Annotated in this window: 16 protein-coding genes and 1 tRNA gene; 8 read left to right on the top strand and 9 right to left on the bottom strand. The window is 69.8% G+C overall.

What is annotated here, in order from left to right; all coding sequences use genetic code 11:
• Positions 1–47: 47 nt before the first annotated feature.
• Positions 48–122, bottom strand: a tRNA-Gly gene (locus GDIA_RS11370).
• Between the two features lie 199 nt (positions 123–321).
• On the opposite strand from GDIA_RS11370, the gene GDIA_RS11365 reads away from it, so the two are divergent.
• From GDIA_RS11365 to GDIA_RS11355, 3 genes are all read left to right on the top strand, one after another.
• Positions 322–1,338: a thioredoxin family protein gene (locus tag GDIA_RS11365; protein WP_012554220.1), complete on the top strand. Its 1,017-nt coding sequence runs from the start codon at positions 322–324 to the stop codon at positions 1,336–1,338.
• A gap of 64 nt (positions 1,339–1,402) precedes the next feature.
• Positions 1,403–2,077 carry an LON peptidase substrate-binding domain-containing protein gene (locus GDIA_RS11360; RefSeq protein WP_244455139.1) on the top strand — a complete coding sequence of 225 codons (675 nt, stop codon included), beginning with the start codon at positions 1,403–1,405 and terminating at the stop codon, positions 2,075–2,077.
• A gap of 26 nt (positions 2,078–2,103) precedes the next feature.
• Positions 2,104–2,295 (top strand): Trm112 family protein, encoded by a 192-nt coding sequence (locus GDIA_RS11355; RefSeq protein ID WP_012222421.1) that lies wholly within the window; start codon positions 2,104–2,106, stop codon positions 2,293–2,295.
• Between the two features lie 15 nt (positions 2,296–2,310).
• Here the strand turns inward: GDIA_RS11355 and panC are convergent, their stop codons facing one another.
• Entirely contained in the window at positions 2,311–3,234 is a 924-nt protein-coding gene (gene panC, locus GDIA_RS11350; protein WP_012554218.1) for a pantoate--beta-alanine ligase, read from the bottom strand.
• Between the two features lie 84 nt (positions 3,235–3,318).
• On the opposite strand from panC, the gene GDIA_RS11345 reads away from it, so the two are divergent.
• Positions 3,319–3,543 (top strand): hypothetical protein, encoded by a 225-nt coding sequence (locus tag GDIA_RS11345; protein ID WP_012222419.1) that lies wholly within the window; start codon positions 3,319–3,321, stop codon positions 3,541–3,543.
• A gap of 55 nt (positions 3,544–3,598) precedes the next feature.
• On the opposite strand, the gene GDIA_RS11340 is transcribed toward GDIA_RS11345, so the two are convergent.
• The 4 genes from GDIA_RS11340 to GDIA_RS11325 form a co-directional block, all read right to left on the bottom strand.
• Positions 3,599–4,501, bottom strand: a complete 903-nt coding sequence (locus tag GDIA_RS11340; protein ID WP_012222418.1) for a transglutaminase family protein — start codon at positions 4,499–4,501, stop codon at positions 3,599–3,601.
• Positions 4,498–7,065 carry a circularly permuted type 2 ATP-grasp protein gene (locus GDIA_RS11335; RefSeq protein ID WP_244410079.1) on the bottom strand — a complete coding sequence of 856 codons (2,568 nt, stop codon included), beginning with the start codon at positions 7,063–7,065 and terminating at the stop codon, positions 4,498–4,500. Before GDIA_RS11335 ends, GDIA_RS11340 begins: the two co-directional genes overlap by 4 nt.
• 90 nt (positions 7,066–7,155) lie before the next feature.
• Complete coding sequence (locus GDIA_RS11330) at positions 7,156–8,247, bottom strand: zinc-binding metallopeptidase family protein (RefSeq protein ID WP_012222416.1); 1,092 nt, start codon at positions 8,245–8,247, stop codon at positions 7,156–7,158.
• 116 nt (positions 8,248–8,363) lie between these two features.
• Complete coding sequence (locus GDIA_RS11325; protein ID WP_012554216.1) at positions 8,364–11,801, bottom strand: transglutaminase family protein; 3,438 nt, start codon at positions 11,799–11,801, stop codon at positions 8,364–8,366.
• A 246-nt stretch (positions 11,802–12,047) separates the two neighbouring features.
• Between GDIA_RS11325 and GDIA_RS11320 the strand changes: the two genes are divergently transcribed.
• Both GDIA_RS11320 and GDIA_RS11315 read left to right on the top strand, forming a co-directional pair.
• Positions 12,048–13,520 carry a circularly permuted type 2 ATP-grasp protein gene (locus GDIA_RS11320; protein ID WP_012554215.1) on the top strand — a complete coding sequence of 491 codons (1,473 nt, stop codon included), beginning with the start codon at positions 12,048–12,050 and terminating at the stop codon, positions 13,518–13,520.
• A 38-nt stretch (positions 13,521–13,558) separates the two neighbouring features.
• The gene (locus tag GDIA_RS11315) at positions 13,559–14,560 is read left to right on the top strand and encodes an alpha-E domain-containing protein (protein WP_012554214.1); all 1,002 of its coding nucleotides are present in this window, start codon (positions 13,559–13,561) and stop codon (positions 14,558–14,560) included.
• 38 nt (positions 14,561–14,598) lie between these two features.
• Here the strand turns inward: GDIA_RS11315 and GDIA_RS11310 are convergent, their stop codons facing one another.
• Positions 14,599–15,489: a LysR family transcriptional regulator gene (locus tag GDIA_RS11310; protein WP_012554213.1), complete on the bottom strand. Its 891-nt coding sequence runs from the start codon at positions 15,487–15,489 to the stop codon at positions 14,599–14,601.
• A 97-nt stretch (positions 15,490–15,586) separates the two neighbouring features.
• Here GDIA_RS11310 and GDIA_RS11305 point away from each other — a divergent pair, with 97 nt between their 5' ends.
• Complete coding sequence (locus GDIA_RS11305) at positions 15,587–17,263, top strand: alpha-keto acid decarboxylase family protein (RefSeq protein ID WP_012554212.1); 1,677 nt, start codon at positions 15,587–15,589, stop codon at positions 17,261–17,263.
• A 24-nt stretch (positions 17,264–17,287) separates the two neighbouring features.
• Here the strand turns inward: GDIA_RS11305 and GDIA_RS11300 are convergent, their stop codons facing one another.
• Positions 17,288–17,611, bottom strand: coding sequence for a hypothetical protein (locus GDIA_RS11300; RefSeq protein ID WP_012554211.1), 324 nt, complete (start codon positions 17,609–17,611; stop codon positions 17,288–17,290).
• A gap of 134 nt (positions 17,612–17,745) precedes the next feature.
• Between GDIA_RS11300 and ku the strand changes: the two genes are divergently transcribed.
• Positions 17,746–18,552: a non-homologous end joining protein Ku gene (gene ku / locus GDIA_RS11295; protein ID WP_012222409.1), complete on the top strand. Its 807-nt coding sequence runs from the start codon at positions 17,746–17,748 to the stop codon at positions 18,550–18,552.
• An 11-nt stretch (positions 18,553–18,563) separates the two neighbouring features.
• On the opposite strand, the gene ligD is transcribed toward ku, so the two are convergent.
• Complete coding sequence (gene ligD / locus GDIA_RS11290; RefSeq protein ID WP_012554210.1) at positions 18,564–21,134, bottom strand: DNA ligase D; 2,571 nt, start codon at positions 21,132–21,134, stop codon at positions 18,564–18,566.
• Positions 21,135–21,136 lie beyond the last annotated feature (2 nt).

Here is a 21,136-nt window from a genome sequence, read left to right as displayed (position 1 = left end):
CGCCTTGCGGCGGCTTCCCGTAACCGACTGACTTTCCATAGAAAATCTGGAGCGGGCGATGGGATTCGAACCCACGACCCCAACCTTGGCAAGGTTGTGCTCTACCCCTGAGCTACGCCCGCACCGTGTCGGTGGAGGGGGGTGTAAGGGAAAGCGAACTGCCTGACAAGGGGGGAAAATTCATCTTTTGCGTTTTTTGCGCGTGGGGGGTGCTGCGGCTTGTGGGACAGGCGGGGGATGACAATGTTAGGTCTTGGTTTCATACGGCGCCGGGCCGCGGGTCGGCGGCTGGAACAAGACAAACAGGCAGGATCGGGTTCTATGGATTACATCATCGGTCAGTCCCGCGGCGGCCAGCGCGCTACCGGCGGCCTGGTGGACGAGGCAGGCGTTCCCGCCGCGCCGTCGGGGATGGCCGGAGCGCCGGCCGGGCCCGGCGGGAATGGTGCGATGATCGTCGACGGCACCCAGGACACCTTCATGCAGGATGTCCTGGAGGCCAGCCGTACCCTGCCGGTCCTGGTCGATTTCTGGGCCACCTGGTGCGGGCCGTGCCGCCAGTTGACCCCGGTGCTGGAAAAGATCGTCCGGTCGGCCGGCGGCCGCGTGAAGCTGGTCAAGATCGATGTCGACGCCAACCGGGCCCTGGCCCAGCAACTGACCCAGGTCGGGCTGCCGCTGCAGTCCATCCCGCTGGTGGCCGCCTTCTGGCAGGGGCAGATCCTGGACCTGTTCCAGGGCGCGCAGCCGGAAAGCGAGATCAAGCGCTTCGTCGAAGGACTGCTGAAGGCCGCGGGCGGCGGCAGCATGCCGGCGGCGGACCTGATCGTCGCGGCCCGCGCGGCGCTGGAGGCCGGCAGCGCCGAGGAAGCGGCCGGCCTGTATGCCCAGACCCTGGAGATCGAACCCGAAAACGCCGCCGCCTGGGGCGGCCTGGTGCGGGCGCTGATCGTGATGGGGGACGAGGACGCCGCCGAGGCCGCACTGGCCGACGTGCCGGCCAGGATTGCCGACCATGCCGAGATCACCGGCGCCCGCGCCGCGCTGGACCTGAAGCGCGAGGGCCGCAAGGCCGCCGAGGCATCCGAAGGGCTGCGCCGGCGGCTGGCCGCGAATCCGGCGGACCACGAGGCCCGCTACGAACTGGCCGCCGCCCTGAACGCGGCCGGCCACCGGCAGGAAGCCGCCGACGAACTGCTGACCATCATGCGCCAGGACCGTGCCTGGAACGACGATGCGGCGCGGCTGCAATTGATCCGGCTGTTCGAGTCCTGGGGCCATGACGACCCGGCGACCCTGCAGGCCCGGCGGCGTATGTCCGCGCTGCTGTTTTCATGATGCGGGGGGCGGCACGGCATTGAGCGGCGACGATATTCCGCGCGCCGTGCCGCGCCCGCACGACATGACGCTGGCGGACCTGCCGCCCGAACTGGGATTGTTCCCGCTGCGCGATACGGTGCTGCTGCCCCGGGCCAAGCTGCCGCTGAATATCTTCGAACCGCGCTATATCGCCCTGGTCGAGGACGCGATGGCCGGGTCGCGCCTGATCGGCATGATCCAGCCCCGCCGCGATGCGATGGACGAGGATAACGGCGACGAGATGCAGCCGGCGCCGCTGCCCGCCCTGTACGATATCGGGTGCGCCGGGCGCATCACGTCGATGACCGAGCGGTCGGACGGCACCTATGCCGTGACGCTGCTGGGAATGGTGCGATTCCGGCTGTTGCGCGAAACCGGGCTGCATCGGGGATACCGCCGGGCGCGGATCGACGCGTCATCCTTCGCCAGCGACCTGACCGATGGCGAGGACCCGTTCTATGACCGGCCCCGCATGATCACGGCGCTGCGCCGCTATTGCCGCCGGCGGGGCTTCGGCGCCCGCTGGAGCGTGATCGAGCAGATGGACGACGAAGCCCTGCTGATCACCCTGCCGATGATCTGCCCCTTCCCGGCGGCCGAAAAGCAGGCGCTGCTGGAATCCGGGTCGCTGAACGACAGGGCCCGAACGTTGCAGACCCTGCTGGACCTGGCTGGACATGAGCCCGAGGAGGGTGCATCTGACCACCCGCCGTCGTAAGGATGGCAGGAGAGAGGACCGATCCGATGACCGAAACCGCCCAAGCCCCCCTGGACCCCCGCCTGCTGTCCGTCCTGGTCTGCCCCGTCACCAAGGGGCCGCTGATCTATGACCGCGAGGCCGGCGAGCTGATCAGCCGCCAGGCCGGCCTGGCCTTCCCGATCCGCGACGGGATTCCCATCATGCTGCCGGACGAAGCCCGCCCGCTGGACGTGTAGGAAGACGAATTGGGGTCAAGGGGTCCCCAACCCCTTGCCGGCCCGGGCCGGGCCCGGCTCTTCTTCCCCAGCTACCGGCACGTTGTCGATCAGGCGGACCGTGCCCAGCCGGCCGGCCACCAGCAGGCGCGCCGGCTGGTCGTCGCGCTGCGCCATGGGGGCCAGGTCGGAATCGCGCCGCAATTCCAGATACTCGATTTCGGCGAAGCCGGCATCCAGCAGGCGCGTCCGCGTCGCCGCCAGCACCGGTCCCACGGGACGGCCGGCGGCGATGTCCCGCGCGGCGTCGCCCAGGGCCCGCGGCAGGGCGCGGGCGCGATCGCGTTCGCCGGGGGCGGTCAGGCGGCGATTGCGCGACGACATGGCCAGCCCGTCATCCTCGCGCCGGGTCGGGCAGGCCACCAGGCGGATCGGGATGTCGAGGTCGGCGGCCATGCGGCGCACGACATGGACCTGCTGGAAATCCTTCTCGCCGAAAAAGGCGGCGTCGGCCTGGCTTTGCAGGAACAGCTTGCACACCACCGTGGCCACCCCGTCGAAATGGCCGGGACGGTGGGCGCCGCACAGCCCTTCGGATACGCCGGCCACCGAGATCGTGGTCGAAAAGCCGGGCGGATACATCTCGGCCACCGTGGGGGCGTAGAGGATATGCGTGCCGGCGTCGGCCAGCAGGCGCGAATCCTCGTCCAGGGTCTGGGGGTAGCTGTCCAGGTCGGCCGGATTGTCGAATTGCGTGGGGTTGACGAAGATCGAGACGATCACCCGGTCCATTTCCTGCTGGGCCGCCCGCACCAGGCTGAGGTGCCCGTCATGCAGCGCGCCCATCGTGGGCACCAGCCCGACCGTCAGCCCGTCCTGCTTCCAGGCGCGCACGACGTGCCGCAGGTCGGCGACGGTATGGAGGATGCGCATCGGTTCCGGCGTAAGGGTCTTCAGCATTCTGTCCTGCCGCTTCCTGTGACCTGACGGGTTACGACCGGTTATATCGGCCCGTTTCCCCGGCAAGGAAAGCCCCTGCCCCGTATGGGACGCCGGATCTTCCGCGCGGGGCGGATTTCCTGCTATGAACGCCGCCTGTCCAGGCGGGAGGCATCGTTGTTCCAGACTATTCGGCTTTTAGGCTTGGCTGCCCTGCTTCTGTCGGTCGCTGCCTGCGGCGGCGGGGGCAGGAAGAAACACCCGATGACCCAGAAGGAAGTCTGGCAGAGCATGGGCTTCGAGTCCGGCCTGCAGAAATCCAGCCCCTGACCGAATCGGTTTCCCAAGGCCCCCGGCCTGTGGCGGGACGTGGGGCGAAGCCCCGTCAGCCGCCGGCCAGGTCATCCGGCCATTCGTCGGCCGGAACCAGGTCCACGCCCACCGTCAGCACGTCGTTGCCGCCCCCCAGGATCAGCCCGTGCACCGGGCTGATGTCGGCATAGTCGCGCCCCCAGCCCAGGACGACATGTTCGTCCCGCACCACGATTCCGTTCGTCGGGTCCAGCCCGACCCAGCCATGGTCCGGCCCCAGCCAGGCCGCGACCCAGGCATGGGACTGGTCGGCGCCCAGCCGCCGCTTCTGGCCCGGCGGGGGGCGCGTGCGGATATAGCCGGACATGTAGCGGGCCGGCACGCCGATCCAGCGCAGGGCGCTGACCATCAGGTGGGTGAAGTCCTGGCAGACACCCTCGCGCCGGGTGAGGGTCTGTTCGATCGGGGTCGAGAGGGTGGTGACACCGGCGCGAAAGCGGAATTCGGTATAGATCCGCCGGTTGAGCTCCAGCAGCGCCGCCAGGACCGGCCGGCCGGGCGTGAACGACAGGGCCGCGTAATCCCCCGCCGCGCGGTTGGCCGCGCACATCGGGCTGTCGAACAGGAATTCGGCCACGTCCCAAACCGGATCGCCGCCGCCACGGGCGATGGCGACCAGGTCCTCCCATGCCGGGGTCGCGCCGTCCGGCGGCGGCGGGGCGAAGGAGACGTCGACTTCGGAATCCGCCAGGACGTCGAACGTGCGGTGCGGGGCCTCGTGATACAGCCAGGCGATGCGGTTGCCGAAGTAATCCAGGCCGTCCACCCGCCGGGCCGGGGCCGGCGTGACGTCCAGCCGGGTCCAGCACACCACCTGCCCCGGCAGGTCGCGCGGCGTGACATGCACGATGTGGGCGGCGAGGTCGACCGGGCTGCCATAGGCGTAGCGGGTCAGGTGGCGGACGCGGTAGATCATGATTCGTCCATCGTCCCGTCCATCGCGCCGGAACGGTCCGCGCCGCGCAGGCCGCCCACCGCGCGCGGGGGGGTCAGCACGACGAAATAGCGCCGGGCGATCTGCCGGCCCAGGCTGCGCAGCGTATCATGGATATCCTGAATCCGGTCGGGCAGCGCCGCCGCCGCGACGTCCTGCTGCGGGGATGCCAGCATGTCCGCGACCAGGGCGCGCAGCCGGTCCATGACCGCCCGCGCCGTTCCGGCCAGGCCCCCGTCCGCGCCGCCAGCGTCCCCGCCGCCCCCTTCCAGGTCGGCCAGGGACTCGGTGATCATCGCCATCTGGCAGGCGACGCCGCGGGGATTGCCCTCGTCCAGCAGCAGCAGGTCCAGCACCGGGGCGGGCTGCAGCACCGCGAAATAGCGCGAGCGATAGGTGATGGCGCAATCGCTGAGTTCCAGCATCAGCCGCAGCGCGCCCTCCATCCGGCCCCGCTGGTCGACGTCCTTCTGCCGCAGGACCAGCGCGACCGAGGTCAGGATCGCGCCAGCCCGTTCCACCCGGCGCCCCAGGTCGAGGAACTGGCGCCCGCCGCTGCGGACCATGTTTTCCGCCGTCAGCCCGGATATCGTCGCGCCATAGCGCAGCAGGCTGTCGGTGACGCGGCCGATCCGTTCCAGCGTGCGGCCCGGGTCGCCGGGCACGCGCGCGTCCTGCATCTGGATGCGCAGGGTGTCGGTCCCCTCGATGATGGTGTCGAAGGTTTCGGCCGTCAGGCGGTCGCGCAGGCCGCCGGCGACCCGCGCGATTTCGGACAGCAGGCGCTGCAGCAGGCCGGAATCGAACGTGACCGCCGACAGCGCGCGCACCAGGGTCGCGAACCCGGCCCCCACCGTGACGTCGCCCTGCAGCAGGCCGACGCGGCGGGCGAGGTGCAGCACGGTTTCCAGTTCCGCGCGGTCGCGGGGCGACCCGTCGACCCGGCCGACGCGGCGGGTCACCACACGCAGTACGCGGCCGGCGTCCTCCAGTTGCTCCAGGTAGCGGCCCAGCCAGAAGAAATCGTCGGCGGCGCGGCTGGGCAGGTCGCCCTGCCCCCGCCGGATGGCCAGGATGGGGGTGCGGATGGCGGCGGTACCGACCAGGTCGGCCGTGTCCTCGACCATGACCCAGACATCCTTGGTGACGACGTGGCCGTCGCGGGGGCGGTGCATCGGACTGCCCGGCGGGGTCTCGGCGTCGGGCAGCAGGCGGGCCAGCCCGCCCGGCACGACCTGCCAGTCCGTCCCGTCAAACAGGGCGAACAGCCGCAGGACGATCGACGCGGGTTCGATCCCGCCCGGCTGGACCGAGGGCGCGAGCGACGGCGCCACGGCCTTGACCGCCACGAAGCGGTCCGGCCGGTCGCGCAGGGCGGCGATCATGTCGCCCCCCGCGCGGTCCAGGCGGCGGATCGGCGCCATCGGGTCGGTCGCGTCGCGCAGCCACCAGGCCGACCGGTCGCCGGACAGCAGGCTGTCGACGCCGCCGGGCGCCGCCGGCCAGACCGTCCGTACATCCGCCAGCTTCAGGTCCTGGCCCAGCAGGGTCCGGGCCAGGGACGGCAGGAACGCGGCCAGGCCCGGGGCCTCGACCACGCCTGCGGCGGGGTGGTTGACCAGATGGACCGCCCCGCCGCGCGCCGCGTCCAGCAGGCCCGCGATTCCAGGCGTGGAGCCGCCTTCCAGTTCCAGCGGATCGACCGTCCAGCCATCCTGGCGCAGCAGCAGCACGTCCACCCGCCGCAGGCCGCGCACGGTCTTCAGCCACAGGGCGCCGTCGCGCACCGCCAGGTCGCCGGCTTCGGCCAGTGCGCAGCCCAGTTCGCGCGCCAGGATGACGTGTTCCGCCCACAGCATGCCGCGCGGGCGGGGGGTCAGCAGCACCAGGCCGGGATTACGGTCCGGCAGGTCCGCCAGCCGTTGCAGGCTGTCCTGCCATGCGTCGAAGAACGGGGACAGGGACCGGACCTGACGCCCCGAAAACAGTTCGGGCAGCATGCGGATCATCTGCCGCCGGTTTTCCAGCGCCTGGCCGACCCCGTTGGCGCGCGCCACCCGGTCGGCCACCACGCGCCAGGCCCCGTCCGGCCCGCGGATCAGGTCCGCCGAATAGAAGGTCATGAAGGGTGCGGCACGCCCCCCGGGATGCGTGCCGGGGGGCGCGCCGGGACCATGCCCCTGCCCCATGCGCAGGAAGCCCGGCGCGGGATAGACCAGAGACGGCGGCAGCACCCCGTCGGCCAGCAGGGTGCGCGGGCCGTACAGGTCGCGCAGCACCGCCTCCAGCAGGCCGGCGCGCTGGACCAGGCCATCGGCCAGGCCGGCGAATTCCTGCGCCGTCAGCAGCAGCGGGATCGGGTCGCAGCCGCCGGGGTGGCCGGCGGTGGCGGCCCCCGTCTGGTCGTGCAGGGCGCGCGCCATCAGCCTGCCCCGTTCGAGCAGTTCGCGATGGCCGAGGTCGCTGATCATGCTGAGCAGGCCGCGCCAATGGGGCCGGACGCCGCCACGGCCGTCCACCATCTCGTCCACAGGGATCTGCGCCATGTCCATGATGCAGGATGTATGGGCGAAGGACGGTCAACAGTAAACGGCTTTGCGCCGGCCGGGCGCGGCCGCCCCGGTGGGACGCGCGATTCAGGCGGTGCGGGCGCCGTGGACCAGGGCGTGGATGAAGGCCAGTTTTTCCAGCACCGCGGGCGGCAGGACGAAGGGATAGAAATCCCCCTGGCCCATCGAGCGGTTCAGGCTGTTGACGGCATAGGTCAGGGGCAGCCACGCCCGCGCGATCGGCGCGAAGGAATCGACTTCATAGGGATCGAAGCCGATGTCGGTCTGCAGCGAGGGATCGTGGGACACCCGCACGTCGACCGACAGGCCGTAGGCCCGCGCCGTTTCCAGCGTGGCGACGATGTGCAGGTAGTGCGCCCAGGTCTCGGCGAAATCCTCCCACGGGTGGGTGGTGGCGTATTCGCTGACGTAAAGATCCTGCCAGCCCGGGGGCGGCCCGGAGTCGTAATGGTGCCGCAGCGCCGCCTGGTAATCGGCGGTGTCGTCGCCGAACACCGCCCGGCATTCTTCCAGCCGTCCGCCGTCGCGCACCAGGACGTTCCAGTAATAATGCCCGACCTCGTGCCGGAAATGGCCCAGCAGGGTGCGGTAATGCTCGCCCATTTCCACGCGCATCGTCTCGCGCGCGGCATCGTCGGCCTCGCGCACCGCGATGGTGACGACGCCGTCCTGGTGGCCCGTCATCGCGTGGGTCCCGTCCGGCGCGTCCTCCAGGAAATCGAAGGCCAGGCCGCCCTGCGGGTCCTCCTGGCGGGTCTTCACCGGCAGGTTCAGGCGCAGCAGCGTGTAGATCAGCCGGTGCTTGGCCGTTTCCAGGCGGCGCCAGCGCTCGCCGTTGCCTTCGATCGACAGGTCGGGGATCACCCGGTTATGGCGGCAGGCGATGCAGAAGGCGTCGCCGCCATCGGGCACCAGCCAGTTGCACACGCCGTGTTCGGCATTGACGCAGAACCGGTAGAGTCCGCCGGCCGCGCCGGCCGCCAGGGGGCGCCACAGGCGCGTGGCCGTATCCTGGTCCGCGTCCGCATCCTCGGCCGGTTCCAGGGCGCTGAGGTCGTCGCAATCCGCCAGATAGCCGAGGACGTGATGGCAGCGTTCGCACATCGTGTTCTCGAAGAACAGGGTCTGGTCGCAGGACTGGCAGGCGAACAGCTTCACGGCGAGGGCCTCCGGGACGTTGTTTCACAGTCCGGACTAACGCCCGCGGCACGGCCGCCGTTCCCCCTGCGGCCCCGGTCGAGCCGCGCCGCAGGGAGAACGGTCAGCGGGAACGGTCAGGGAAAGCGGCGCAGGTCCAGCGTGCGCGGCTGTTCCAGCGAGCGCCGGAGCGCCGGCGCCGCCATCGCCCCCACCGTGTGGCCGAAGGGGAAGAAGCGCGTGCGGCGCCGGGCCTCGGCCTCGTTCGCGTTCACGGGGCGGGTTTCGTAATTGCGGCCGCCCGGGTGGGCGACGTGATAGGTCAGGCCGCCGAGGCTACGCCCCGTCCAGCTATCGTAGACGTCGAAGACCAGCGGCGACTGCACGCCCACGGTGGGATGCAGGGCGCTGGGGGGATTCCACGCCTTGAAGCGCACGCCGCCGACATATTCGCCCTGCCGTTCCGTCCGGGTCAGGGGAACGCCCACGCCGTTGCAGGCCAGGACGTAGCGTTCGTCCACCCAGCCCGTGACCTGGACCTGCACCCGTTCGGCGGAACTGTCGACATAGCGGACGGTGCCGCCCGAGCCCGGTTCCTCGGCCAGGGTGTGCCACGGTTCCAGCGCGTGGCGCAGCTCGACCGTCATGCCCAGCAGCGAGATCGCGCCGATTTCGGGGAAGCGGAAGGCCAGGTGGGGGGCGAACCACGCGGGATCGAGCGGCGCGCCCAGGGTGCGCAGTTCGGCGATCGCGTCCTCGAAATCCTGGCGGACGTAGTACGGCAGCATGAAATCGTCATGCAGGCGCGTGCCCCAGCGCACCAGGCGGCGGTCATAGGGCCGGTTCCAGAACGCGGCGACCGCGGCGCGCATCAGCAGCATCTGCGCCGCCGCCATCTGGGGGTGCGGCGGCATTTCGAAGGCGCGGTATTCCACCAGCCCCAGCCGGCCGGACGCGCTTTCGGGGGCGTAGAGCTTGTCGATGCAGAATTCGGTGCGATGGGTATTGCCGGTGATGTCCGCCAGCAGGTTGCGGAACAGCCGGTCCGTCAGCCAGGGGGGCGTATGCTGGCCGGGCCGCACCTGGGCGAAGGCGATTTCCAGTTCCGCAATGCTGTCGTCCCGGGCCTCGTCCACCCGTGGGTGCTGCGAGGACGGGCCGATGAACAGGCCGCTGAACAGATAGGACAGCGACGGGTGGTTGTGCCAGAAGCCCAGCAGCGATTTCAGCAGGTCCGGCCGGCGCAGGAACGGGCTGTCGGCCGCGCGGGCCGCGCCCATCACCACGTGGTTGCCGCCGCCGGTGCCGACATGGCGCCCGTCGACCATGAATTTCTCGGCGATCAGCCCGACCTGCCGCGCCTGGTCGTACAGTTGATCGCTGCGGGTGACGTGTTCGTCCCAGCTTGCGGCGGGGTGGATGTTGACTTCGATCACCCCCGGGTCGGGCGTGATCGAGAAATTCAGCAGCCTGGAGTCGCGTGGCGGCTGGTAGCCTTCCAGCACCACCTTGCGGCCGAAGGCGCGAGCCGTATCCTCGACCGCCGCGCACAGGTCCAGCCAGTCCTCGGCCGCGTAGAGCGGCGGGAAGAACACATGCAGGATCCCGCCCCTTGCCTCGACCGCCAGGGCGGTGCGGACCAGTTCCGGCTCCTCCTGCCCCACGGCGACCAGGTGATCGGCCATCGCCCGGTCCAGCGACATACGGCCCAGCCCGCCGCCGGGATAGGGCGGCAGGGCCGGCAGGTCGGACAGGGCCGGCCCCTCGGCGGCCGCGCCGCCCGGAATGCTGCCGTGGTCGCGGCCGGGAACGCCCTGGCGGGTCCATTCGGGGGCGATGCCATCCAGGGCGGGGCCCGTCCGCCGCGCCAGCGCCGGATGGGGCGGCAGCGGGGCCACGGGCGCGAACGGGTCGCGTTCCACGTCGTGGTCGATGCTGGCGTCGCTGGCCCACAGCAGGCTCTGCAACGGCAGGCGGAAGCCCAGCGGGGCATCGCCCGGGACCAGGAACATCAGGTCGCCACGGAAGAACCAGCGGCCGGACTGCCAGCGGCGCACCCCGTCGCGCACCACCACCCGCAGCGGCAGCACGCTGCCCACCGGCACGTTCAGCCCGTGGCCATAGACCCGCGCCAGGCGTTCGCGCTCCAGCGGGTCGCGCAGCTTCGCGTCCTCGACCACCACGTTGGCCGGCAGGCGGTGCTCGCGCCACAGATAGTAGTGGATATCCTCGTAGGCCGGGCTGACCAGGCCGGGATCGACCTGCAGCCGTTCGGCCAGCGCGGCGCAGAAGGCGGCGGCGTCACGCTCGGTCGCGGTGTCGGTGTCGTCGTCCGAGGCCAGCAGTTCCGGGTCGGTCCACACCGGCTCGCCGTCCCGCCGCCAGTGGCACAGCAGCGCCCAGCGCGGCAGTTGCTCGCCGGGGTAGTGCTTGCCCAGCACGTGCTGGATCGCCGCCCCCTTCGACCACAGCGGCAGCAGGCGCCGCAGCAGGCGGCCGGCATAGGCGCGCTTGGTCGGACCCAGCGCGTCGATGTTCCATTCCGGCGCGTCCATGTCGGCGGCGGCGATGAAGGTGGGCTCGCCCCCCATGGTCAGGCCGACATGGCCCGCCGCCAGCGTGGCGTCCACCGCCCGGCCGGCCTCCAGGATCGCCTGCCATTGCGCGTCGTCGTACGGGCGGGTGGTGCGCGGGGTTTCCAGCACCCGCGTCACCGCCATGGAAAAATCGAACTCGGTCTCGCACGGTTCGACCAGCCCGGAAATCGCCGCGGCCGAGGCCGGTTCGGGCGTCGCGGCCAGGGGAATGTGCCCCTCGCCCGTCAGCAGGCCCGATGTCGCGTCCAGCCCGACCCAGCCCGCGCCGGGCAGGTAGATTTCGGCCCAGGCGTGCAGGTCGGTGAAATCCTCGGTCGGGCCCTCGGGCCCGGTCACGGGCTTCTGGTCCGCGACGAGCTGAATCAGGTAGCCGGACACGAAACGCGCGGCGAAGCCCAGGTGCCGCAGGATCTGCACCAGCAGCCATGCGCTGTCGCGGCACGAGCCCTGCCCGCGTGCCAGCGTTTCCTCGGGCGTCCAGACGCCCGGTTCCATGCGCACCACATAGGCGATGCGGTGCTGGATCTGCTGGTTCAGCGCGACCAGCATGTCCACCGTGCGCTGTTCGGTCCGGTCCAGCCCGTCCAGCAGGGCCTGCAGCAGCGGGCCCGGGGTTTCGCGGACGCGGTACGGCGCCAGTTCGCCCGCCAGGACGGGGTCGTAGGCGAAGGGCCAGTGCTCGGCCTCGGGCTCCAGAAAGAAGTCGAACGGATTGATTGTGGCCATGTCGGCCACCAGATCTACCGCGACATCGAAATGCGTGACGCGTTCGGGAAAGACGATCCGGGCCTGGTAATTGCCCGACGGGTCCTGCATCCAGTTGATGAAATGGGGTTTGGGTTCGATCCGCAGGGCGTACGACACGATGGGCGTGCGGGCATGCGGGGCGGGACGAAGCCGGATCGTCTGCGGACCGAGCGAGACCGGGCGGTCGTAGCGGTACCGTGTGCGATGTGTCAGCGCGACATGCAGGGTCATGCATCGACCTTGAGGTAAATGGAAATTCCGCCCGGGAACGCTAGCCAGCTTTCCCGTCCGCGACCAGAGGGAAACACCGTAATTCGGCCCGGCCCGCCATGAAATCATCGTGGCCGGAAGAGTATACGGATTGTGTCTTGGCGGCGGGGCGATTTCTTGCTTGGCTGTAACGGAAACGGACCAGCAGGTGGTGAAAATGATTCCTTCGCGCCTGATCTCCTGCCTCGCAGGGGGGAAAACGGGACAATGAGCGACCTGACGGAGCACAACGCCCCGCAGGGGCCGGGCCTGTTCGTGTCCTATGACAAGCCGGATTTCTTCTGCGAACTGATGAACCGCAGGGACGCCCCGCCCGACAGCCTGGCCCTGGTGCGCGAACGGCTGTCGCAGTTCGGCCTGACGGAACTGCGGCAGAGGGCCCGCGCGGCCGAGGCCGGACTGTACAACCTGGGCATCACCTTCACCGTCTATACCGACCGCGACGCGATCGACCGCATCCTGCCCTTCGACCTGATCCCGCGCGTGCTGACCGCCGCCGAGTGGGACCATGTCAATCGCGGCGTGCAGCAGCGGGTCACGGCGCTGAACCATTTCCTGTGGGACATCTATCACGAACGCCGCATCCTCAGGGACGGGATCATCCCGGCCGACCTGGTGCTGGGCAACGCCAACTACCGGCCCGAGATGGAAGGGCTGGACGTGCCGGGCGGGGTCTATGTCCATATCAACGGCACCGACCTGGTCCGTGACGGCAACGGCACCTTCCTGGTGCTGGAGGACAATGCGCGCACGCCGTCCGGCGTGTCCTACGTCATCGAGAGCCGGCACATGATGCTGCGCGTCATGCCCGACCTGGCCGCCGGGCTGGACCTGATGCCGGTGGACGAGTACGGGCCGCGCCTGCGCCACGCGCTGGCCGAGGTCGCCCCCCAGGGCGTGGCGGACCCCGAAGTCGTGCTGCTGTCACCCGGGATCTACAATTCCGCCTATTTCGAGCATGTGTTCCTGGCGCGCGAGATGGGCGTGCCGCTGGTCGAGGGCCGCGACCTGGTGGTCGAGGGCGGGCGCGTGTTCATGCGCACGGTCGCCGGCCTGCGCCCGGTCCATTCGATCTACCGGCGCCTGAACGACGATTTCCTGGACCCGCGGGTCTTCAACCCCGACAGCATGCTGGGCGTGCCCGGCCTGGTGGACGCCTATCGCCGGGGCAACGTGACCATCGCCAACGCGATCGGCACCGGGGTGGCGGACGACAAGGCGGTGTACGCCTACATGCCGCGCATCATCCGCTATTACCTGTCGGAAGAGCCGATCCTGTCGAATGTCGAGACGCATATCTGCGCCGAGGCCGAGGGCCTGGCCTACACGCTGGCCAACCTGGAGCGGCTGGTGGTCAAGCCGGTGGGGGAATCCGGCGGGTACGGCCTGATCATCGGCCCGCACGCGACGAAGACCGAGCTGGAGGAATTCCGCGCCAAGCTGCTGGCCGATCCGGCCAATTACATCAGCCAGCCGGTCATCGACCTGTCGGTCTGCCCGACCCTGTGCGAGGCCGGGATCGAGGCGCGGCATGTCGACCTGCGGCCCTTCGCCGTGACGGGGCGATCGACCTGGGTGCTGCCGGGGGGGCTGTCGCGCGTGGCGCTGCGCAAGGGATCGCTGGTCGTCAACTCCTCGCAGGGCGGGGGGTCGAAGGATACATGGGTGCTGGCATCATGAGCCATATCGTCGTCGATCTTCCGCCCGGGGGCATCGCGATGCCCAACCTGCTGTCGCGCTATGCCGAATGCACGATCTGGCTGGCGCGGTACATGGAGCGGATCGAGAACCTGGCCCGGCTGATCGACGTGACCGAGACGTTCGTGCGCACGCGCAGCACCGCCACCGGCTGGCTGTCGATCGTGCAGATCAACGCGGACGAGGAGCGGTTCTTCGCACGGCACGACACGGCGTCCGAGCAGAATGTCGTCGATTTCTACGTCACCGACCGCGAGAATCCGAACTCCATCGCCTCGATCGCCCATGCGGCGCGCGAGAACGCCCGCGCGCTGCGCCCGCTGATTTCGACCGAGATGTGGACGCAGCTCAACATCTTCACCAATTCGATCCGCGCGCTGGGGCCCAGCGATATCCGGTCGTCGAACCTGTCCGGCCTGTGCGCCCGGCTGAAGCAGGATTGCCAGACCCATCACGGCATTACCGAGGGCACGTTCTATCGCGACCAGGCGTGGCTGTTCTACCTGATGGGCCGCACGCTGGAACGCGGCGACCAGATCACCCGGCTGATCGACATCAAATACCACACGCTGCTGCCCAGCGGGACCGGCGTGGGGTCGGAGGTCGATATCGGCCAATGGTCCGCCGTGCTGCGTGCCGCCGCCGCCTATCACGCCTTCCGCCGCACCGCGTCGGGCGAGATCACGCCCGGCCGCGTCGTGGGCTTCCTGCTGAAGAATGACGGCTTCCCGCGCGCGCTGTCGACCAGCCTGCGCCAGTTGCACTGGGCGGTGGGGCATCTGCGCACCGATTACGGGCTGAAGAACGGCTACGCCGCCGCCGAGCGGATCGAGGAACTGCGCGCGACCCTGGCCGAACAGACGGTGCAGGACATCATCCTGCGCGGCCTGCACGAATTCCTGGACTGGGTGCAGCGCGAACTGCGCCTGGTGCAGGGCGAGATCGCCCAGGCCTTCTGGCCGCCCACGATGCCCGAAGCCCCGCCCGACCAAGGCCAGAACCAGACCCAAAGCCAGTCCTGAAAAGACCTGAATAAATCAAAAGTTTTTTGGCTCTTTTTTCAAAAAAGAACCACCCGCTCCCGCAGCGTCTCGACAAAGCGCGGCACCAGCGGCCCCGATGCGCCCGCCAGCGTCGCGATAGCCAGCGAGGCCAGCGGCGCGGTGCCGCGAATGGCGTGGTAGGTGACGCCGCCGGCATGGATCTGGCGCAGGCAGTCCGGCACGATCGACACCCCCAGCCCGGCGGCCACCAGCGGCACGGTGGAGGCGATCTGCGGCGCCCCCTGGCCGAATGCGGGCGTGAATCCCGCCGCCTGGCAGGCCGACAGGATCGCGTCATAGAAGCCCGGGCCCAGGGCGCGGTCGAAGATGATCAGCGGTTCGCCCGCGATGCGCGCCAGGTCGATCTCCTCCTCCTCTCCCGCCGGGTGGCCGCTGGGCAGGGCGATCACCGTCGGTTCGTCCAGCAGGGGCGTCGTTGCGATGTCGGGCTCGGCGACCGGGGGGCGGATGATCGCGATGTCCAGCCGGCGCTGGCGCAGGGCGTCGATCAGCGCGGGGGTGTTGCTGTCCTCCATCGTCAGGACGATGCCGGGCCAGCGGTCGCGAAACAGCCGGATCGCCTGCGGGATCAGCGGCAGCAGGGACACCGCCCCCGCCAGGCCGATGCGCAGCCGGCCCTGCTCGCCCCGCGCGATGCTGCCGGCATCGGTGCGGAACTGCACGTCCATCGCCAGGATGGTCCGCGCCTGGTCGATCAGGCAGGCCCCGGCCTCGGTCAGGCGGACGCCGCGGCTCAGCCGCTCGAACAGCGTCACGCCCAGTTCCTGTTCAAGCTGGCGGATCTGCTGGCTGAGCGGCGGCTGCTCCATGTGCAGGCTTTCGGCCGCGCGGGTGAAGCCGCCCCGTTCGGCGACCGCCACGAAATAGCGCAGGTGACGCAGGTCCATATCCATATATCCTGTGTATGGAATCGACACATACCATATATTTGACGTTGGTATAAGGCAGGATCACCATGGCTGCAGCGATGCAAGGAGCCATGTGATGACCTATACCGTTGGACGCTATCTCGCGGATCGGCTGGCCCAGATCGGGCTGAAACACCATTTCGCGGTGGCCGGCGACTACAACCTGGTGCTGCTGGACCAGCTTCTGCTCAACACCGACATGCAGCAGATCTATTGCAGCAACGAGCTGAATTGCGGGTTCAGCGCCGAGGGCTATGCCCGCGCCAACGGGGCCGCCGCCGCGATCGTGACCTTCAGCGTCGGCGCCCTGTCGGCCTTCAACGCGCTGGGCGGCGCCTATGCCGAAAACCTGCCCGTGATCCTGATTTCCGGCGCGCCGAACGCGAACGACCACGGCACCGGGCACATCCTGCATCATACGCTGGGCACCACCGATTACGGCTATCAGCTTGAGATGGCGCGGCATATCACCTGCGCCGCCGAATCCATCGTGTCGGCCGAGGACGCGCCCGCCAAGATCGACCATGTGATCCGTACCGCCCTGCGCGAGAAGAAGCCCGCCTATCTGGAAATCGCCTGCAACGTCGCGGGGGCGCCCTGCGTGCGTCCGGGCGGGATCGACGCGCTGCTGAGCCCGCCGGCCCCGGACGAGGCCAGCCTGAAGGCGGCGGTGGATGCGGCGCTTGCCTTCATCGAACAGCGCGGCAGCGTGACGATGCTGGTCGGCAGCCGCATCCGCGCGGCCGGCGCGCAGGCCCAGGCCGTGGCCCTGGCCGACGCGCTGGGCTGCGCCGTCACCACCATGGCCGCCGCCAAGAGCTTCTTCCCCGAGGACCATCCCGGCTATCGCGGCCATTACTGGGGCGAGGTCAGCAGCCCGGGCGCGCAGCAGGCGGTCGAGGGCGCGGAGGGCGTGATCTGCCTGGCGCCGGTCTTCAACGATTACGCGACCGTCGGCTGGTCGGCCTGGCCCAAGGGCGACAATGTGATGCTGGTGGAACGCCACGCGGTCACGGTGGGCGGCGTTGCCTATGCGGGCATCGACATGCGCGACTTCCTGACCCGGCTGGCCGCGCATACCGTGCGGCGCGACGCCACCGCCCGGGGCGGCGCCTACGTGACGCCGCAGACGCCGGCCGCAGCCCCGACCGCGCCGCTGAACAATGCCGAAATGGCCCGCCAGATCGGCGCCCTGCTGACGCCGCGGACCACCCTGACCGCCGAAACCGGCGATTCCTGGTTCAACGCCGTGCGCATGAAGCTGCCGTACGGCGCGCGGGTGGAACTGGAAATGCAGTGGGGCCATATCGGCTGGTCGGTTCCCGCCGCGTTCGGCAATGCCCTGGCCGCCCCCGAGCGGCAGCATGTGCTGATGGTGGGCGACGGGTCGTTCCAGCTGACGGCGCAGGAAGTCGCGCAGATGATCCGCCACGACCTGCCGGTGATCATCTTCCTGATCAACAATCATGGCTACACGATCGAAGTCATGATTCATGACGGCCCGTACAACAACGTCAAGAACTGGGATTATGCGGGCCTGATGGAGGTCTTCAACGCCGGCGAGGGCAACGGGCTGGGCCTGCGCGCCCGCACCGGGGGGGAACTGGCCGCCGCCATCGAGCAGGCGCGCGCCAACCGCAACGGCCCGACGCTGATCGAATGCACGCTGGACCGCGACGACTGCACGCAGGAGCTGGTCACGTGGGGCAAGCGCGTGGCCGCCGCCAACGCCCGCCCGCCGCGCGCGGGCTGACCGGCGGGCCGCCCCGCCGGCCCGTCAGGGCGGCGCGGTGACCGGCGGGGGTGCCGAGGGCGGACGGCTCGGCTTTTTCGGCACCTCGCTGGATGGCGGGGTCGCGCCGGGCGGGGCCGCATGTTCGGGGGGCGGTCCGGGCTTTTCGGGATGGACGCACTGCGTCGGCGTCATTTCGCTGGCGCAGAGCATGGAATGCGTGCTGCCCATGCGTTCGGGCGGGACGGCGGCGTGGGGATTGGCCGCGGGCGGTATCCTGGGCGGCTGGGTGCCCTGGGCCAGCGAAAGGCCCGGGCCGCCCAGCGCCGCGCAGCAGACGATCGCGGCCAGTCGAACGGCGCTTTTCATGACGGTCCCCCCGGGCGCAGGCGTGCTTCGCCTGGAACGACCGGATGATACGGGAGTTGCACGGCCCGCGCGGGGGAACCGCCGGCGCGGGCGGGGCGTTCGGCCGGCATAAAGGCATGAACGGGCGCGTCGCCATGGCGGACAGACCATCCTGGACGGGCTATCTGAAGGTCTCGCTGGTCACCTGTCCCGTGACCATGATGCCGGCGACGACCGGCAGCGAGACGGTTCGTTTCCACACCATCAACCGGCGGACTGGCCACCGCGTCGTCAGCCGCTATGTCGATGCGCAGAGCGGCGCGCCCGTGGCGGACGACGAGCAGGTGCTGGGCTATCCGCGCGACGACGACCATTATGTGCTGCTGGAGGACGAGGAGCTGGAATCCGTCGCCCTGGACAGCACTCGTACGATCGACATCGAAAGTTTCGTGCCGGCGGGCAGCATCGGCTGGGTCTGGTATGACGCGCCGCATTTCCTGATGCCGGACGATACCATCGGCGTGGAGGCCTTCGCCGTCATCCGGGCCGCGATGGAGGCGGCCGGGATGGTCGGCATCGCGCGCCTGGTGCTGTACCGGCGCGAACGCGCGGTGCTGCTGGAACCGCGCGGCAAGGGGATCGTGCTGTGGACCCTGCATGACGGAAACGCGGTCCGCAATGGCGGCCACCCCGCCGCACGGACCCGGCCGGCGTCCGAGGCCGAGTCCGCCGACAGCCCGGAAATGAAGCTGCTGACGGCATTGATCGACCGGCAGACGCAGCCCTGGGACCCGGAGATGGTCCGCGACCCGGTGCAGGAACGGCTGCTGGACATCATCGCGGCCAGGCAGAAGGGCCGGAAGCGGGCGCCGGCCCGCGAGGCCGCGAAACCGAAGACCGGCAATGTGGTCAGTATCCTGGATGCGTTGCGGGCCAGCCTGGCGCAGGATGGAACCTCCTGACGGAGCGGCCCTTAACGGAGCGGCCGGGCCGCGTCACGGATCTCCGCCCACGGGTCCGCGACCGCCAGTCGGGCGGCGATCGTCCCGATGGTGAAATGCGCGGGTCCGATATCCGGCCCCAGTTCGTTCCAGGCCAGCGGCATCGCGACCGGCGCGCCGGGGCGGGCACGGGGGGAATAGGGCGCGACGGCGGTCGCGCCGCGCTGGTTGCGCAGGTAATCGACCAGGATACGGCCCTGGCGCCTGGATTTGGTGATGGTGGCCACGTAACGCTGCGGGCTGTCCGACACCATCGCCTGGGCCATGGACCGGGTGAAGGCCTTGACCGCCGTCCAGTCGGCCCCGGGTTTCAGCGGCGCCACGACATGCAGCCCCTTGCCGCCGGTCGTCTTGACGAAGGACGCGAGGCCGGACCGTTCCAGCCGCGCGCGGATTTCCCGCGCCGCCTCGATCACCATGGACCAGGGCACGCCGTCGCCGGGATCGAGGTCCATCACGATCATGTCGGGCTGGTCCCACGCCTGGGCGGACGCGCCCCAGGGATGGATTTCCAGCGCGGCGGCCTGCGCCAGGTCGATCAGCCCGTCGCGGTCGCGCAGGCCGATCAGCGGCGTGCCGGGATCGCCTTCCGGGTCCCGCAACGGCACCAGGTGACCGCCGGCGCCCTTCCATAAGTTCTTCTGGAAGAAGCGCGGCCCCGCGATGCCGTTGGGGCAGCGCAACAGCGCCAGCGCGCGGTCGGTGATGAAGGGCGCCATTCGCGGCCAGATCGCGGCGTAATAATCGGCCAGGTCCTGCTTGGTCACGCCGGCATCCGGCCAGTAGGACCGGTCGGGATGGGTCAGGGTGCGGGCCGGGCGGGCAGGCGCGGGTTCCGGGGAAACCGGTTTGACCGGTTTGGATGAAGGGCCGGAGGATACGGGGTCGGGCGCTTCGACCTCGCGGACGATGTCGGCCGCCGGCTTGTCCTCGCGCAGGCCCAGGAACGCCGCGTGGCGCAGATGGCCGTCGGCGGTCCAGGCGCGGAATTCCACTTCCGCCACGCAATCGGGGCGGACATAGCGCACCCCCTTTCGCTCGCGGGCCGTCAGGGCAGCGGCGAAGGGACTGTCGGGAACATCAAGCGGTTGCAGGCGCCGGAGCAGGTCCGCCGCCGTCGCGGCGGTGAAGCCGGTCCCGACCCGGCCGACATGGACCAGCCTGCCGTTTTCCTGGACCCCAAGGACCAGCGAGCCGACCGCCCCCCGGCTGGCGGTCGAGGGCACGTAGCCGCCGATCACGAATTCCTGCCGCGCCACGCATTTCGATTTCACCCAGTCCCGGCCCCGTCCCGACCGGTAGGGCACGTCCCGCTGCTTGGAGACGATTCCCTCCAGGCCCAGGCGGCAGGCATGGCGCAGCACCTGCCCCCCGGCCTCGTCGAAATGGCCGCTGAAGCGCAGCCGCGCCGCATCGTCCGGCACCAGGTCGTGCAGCGCGCCCTTGCGCGCCTCCAGCGTCGCGTCGCGCAGGTCGTAGCCGTCCAGATGCAACAGATCGAAGACGTAGAAGATGAAGCGGTCGGTGCGGCCGGCGCTGAGATCGGCCTGGAGAGCGGAAAAATCCGAGGTCCCGCCTGCGGTTTCCACCACCAGTTCGCCGTCGATCAGCGCCGTCCGCACCGGCAGGGACGCCAGCGCGGCACTGATCTGGTCGCCGAACCGGGCGGTCCAGTCCAGGCCCGTGCGGGTCAGCAGCACGACCCGTCCGGCTTCGATCCGCGCCAGCAGGCGGTAGCCGTCGAACTTGACCTCGTGCAGCCATTGCGGGCCGGTGGGGGCCGCGCGCACCAGGGTGGCCAGTTCGGGCTCGACGAAGGATGGCAACGGGCCGGGCTTCGCCCCCGCGCAGGGTGCGGCGCCTGTCGCGGCCGCGTCCGCCTGCGGCGCGTCCTTCGGTATCGCGGCTTTCTTCGTCACGGCTTTTTGGGCCGCCGCCTTCCCGACCCTGTCCTTCCCTGGCGCACCGGCCGCGATGTCGTCCATCGCACGGCCGGTCTTTACGGATTCCGGCCGCTCTTCGAGGATATCGGCATCGTTCTTCGACCGTGCATCGGAATCGGCGGCCTTGATCAGCAGCCAGTTCTCATGCGTTCCCTCGCGGTGTCCGTCCATCCGCACCAGGTTCCAGCGTCCGTGAAGCTTTTCGCCCCGCAGTTCGAAATCGAGATGCCCCTTGGCGAGGCCCCGGACCGGATCGTGCAGCGGCGTCCACGTGCCCTTGTCCCAGAGCATGACCGTGCCGCCGCCATACTGCCCCTTCGGGATCGTGCCCTCGAACGTGCCGTAATCCAGCGGGTGGTCCTCGACCTGCACGGCCAGGCGCTTGTCGCCCGGGTTCAGGCTGGGGCCGCGCGTCACCGCCCAGCTCTTCAGCACGCCATCCATTTCCAGCCGCAGGTCGTAATGCAGGCGGTGTGCCGCATGTTTCTGGATGACGAACAGATGGCCCGCGCCGGTATCCGGCTTTTCCGCCGCCTCGGCACCCTCGGGCTCGGGCGTCGCCTTGAAATCGCGCTTGCTGCGATAGGTATCCAGCGCCATGG

Origin of the sequence: Gluconacetobacter diazotrophicus PA1 5, assembly GCF_000021325.1 — a bacterium.
GTDB lineage: Bacteria > Pseudomonadota > Alphaproteobacteria > Acetobacterales > Acetobacteraceae > Gluconacetobacter > Gluconacetobacter diazotrophicus.
This window is presented reverse-complemented; position numbering and strand designations above follow the sequence as displayed.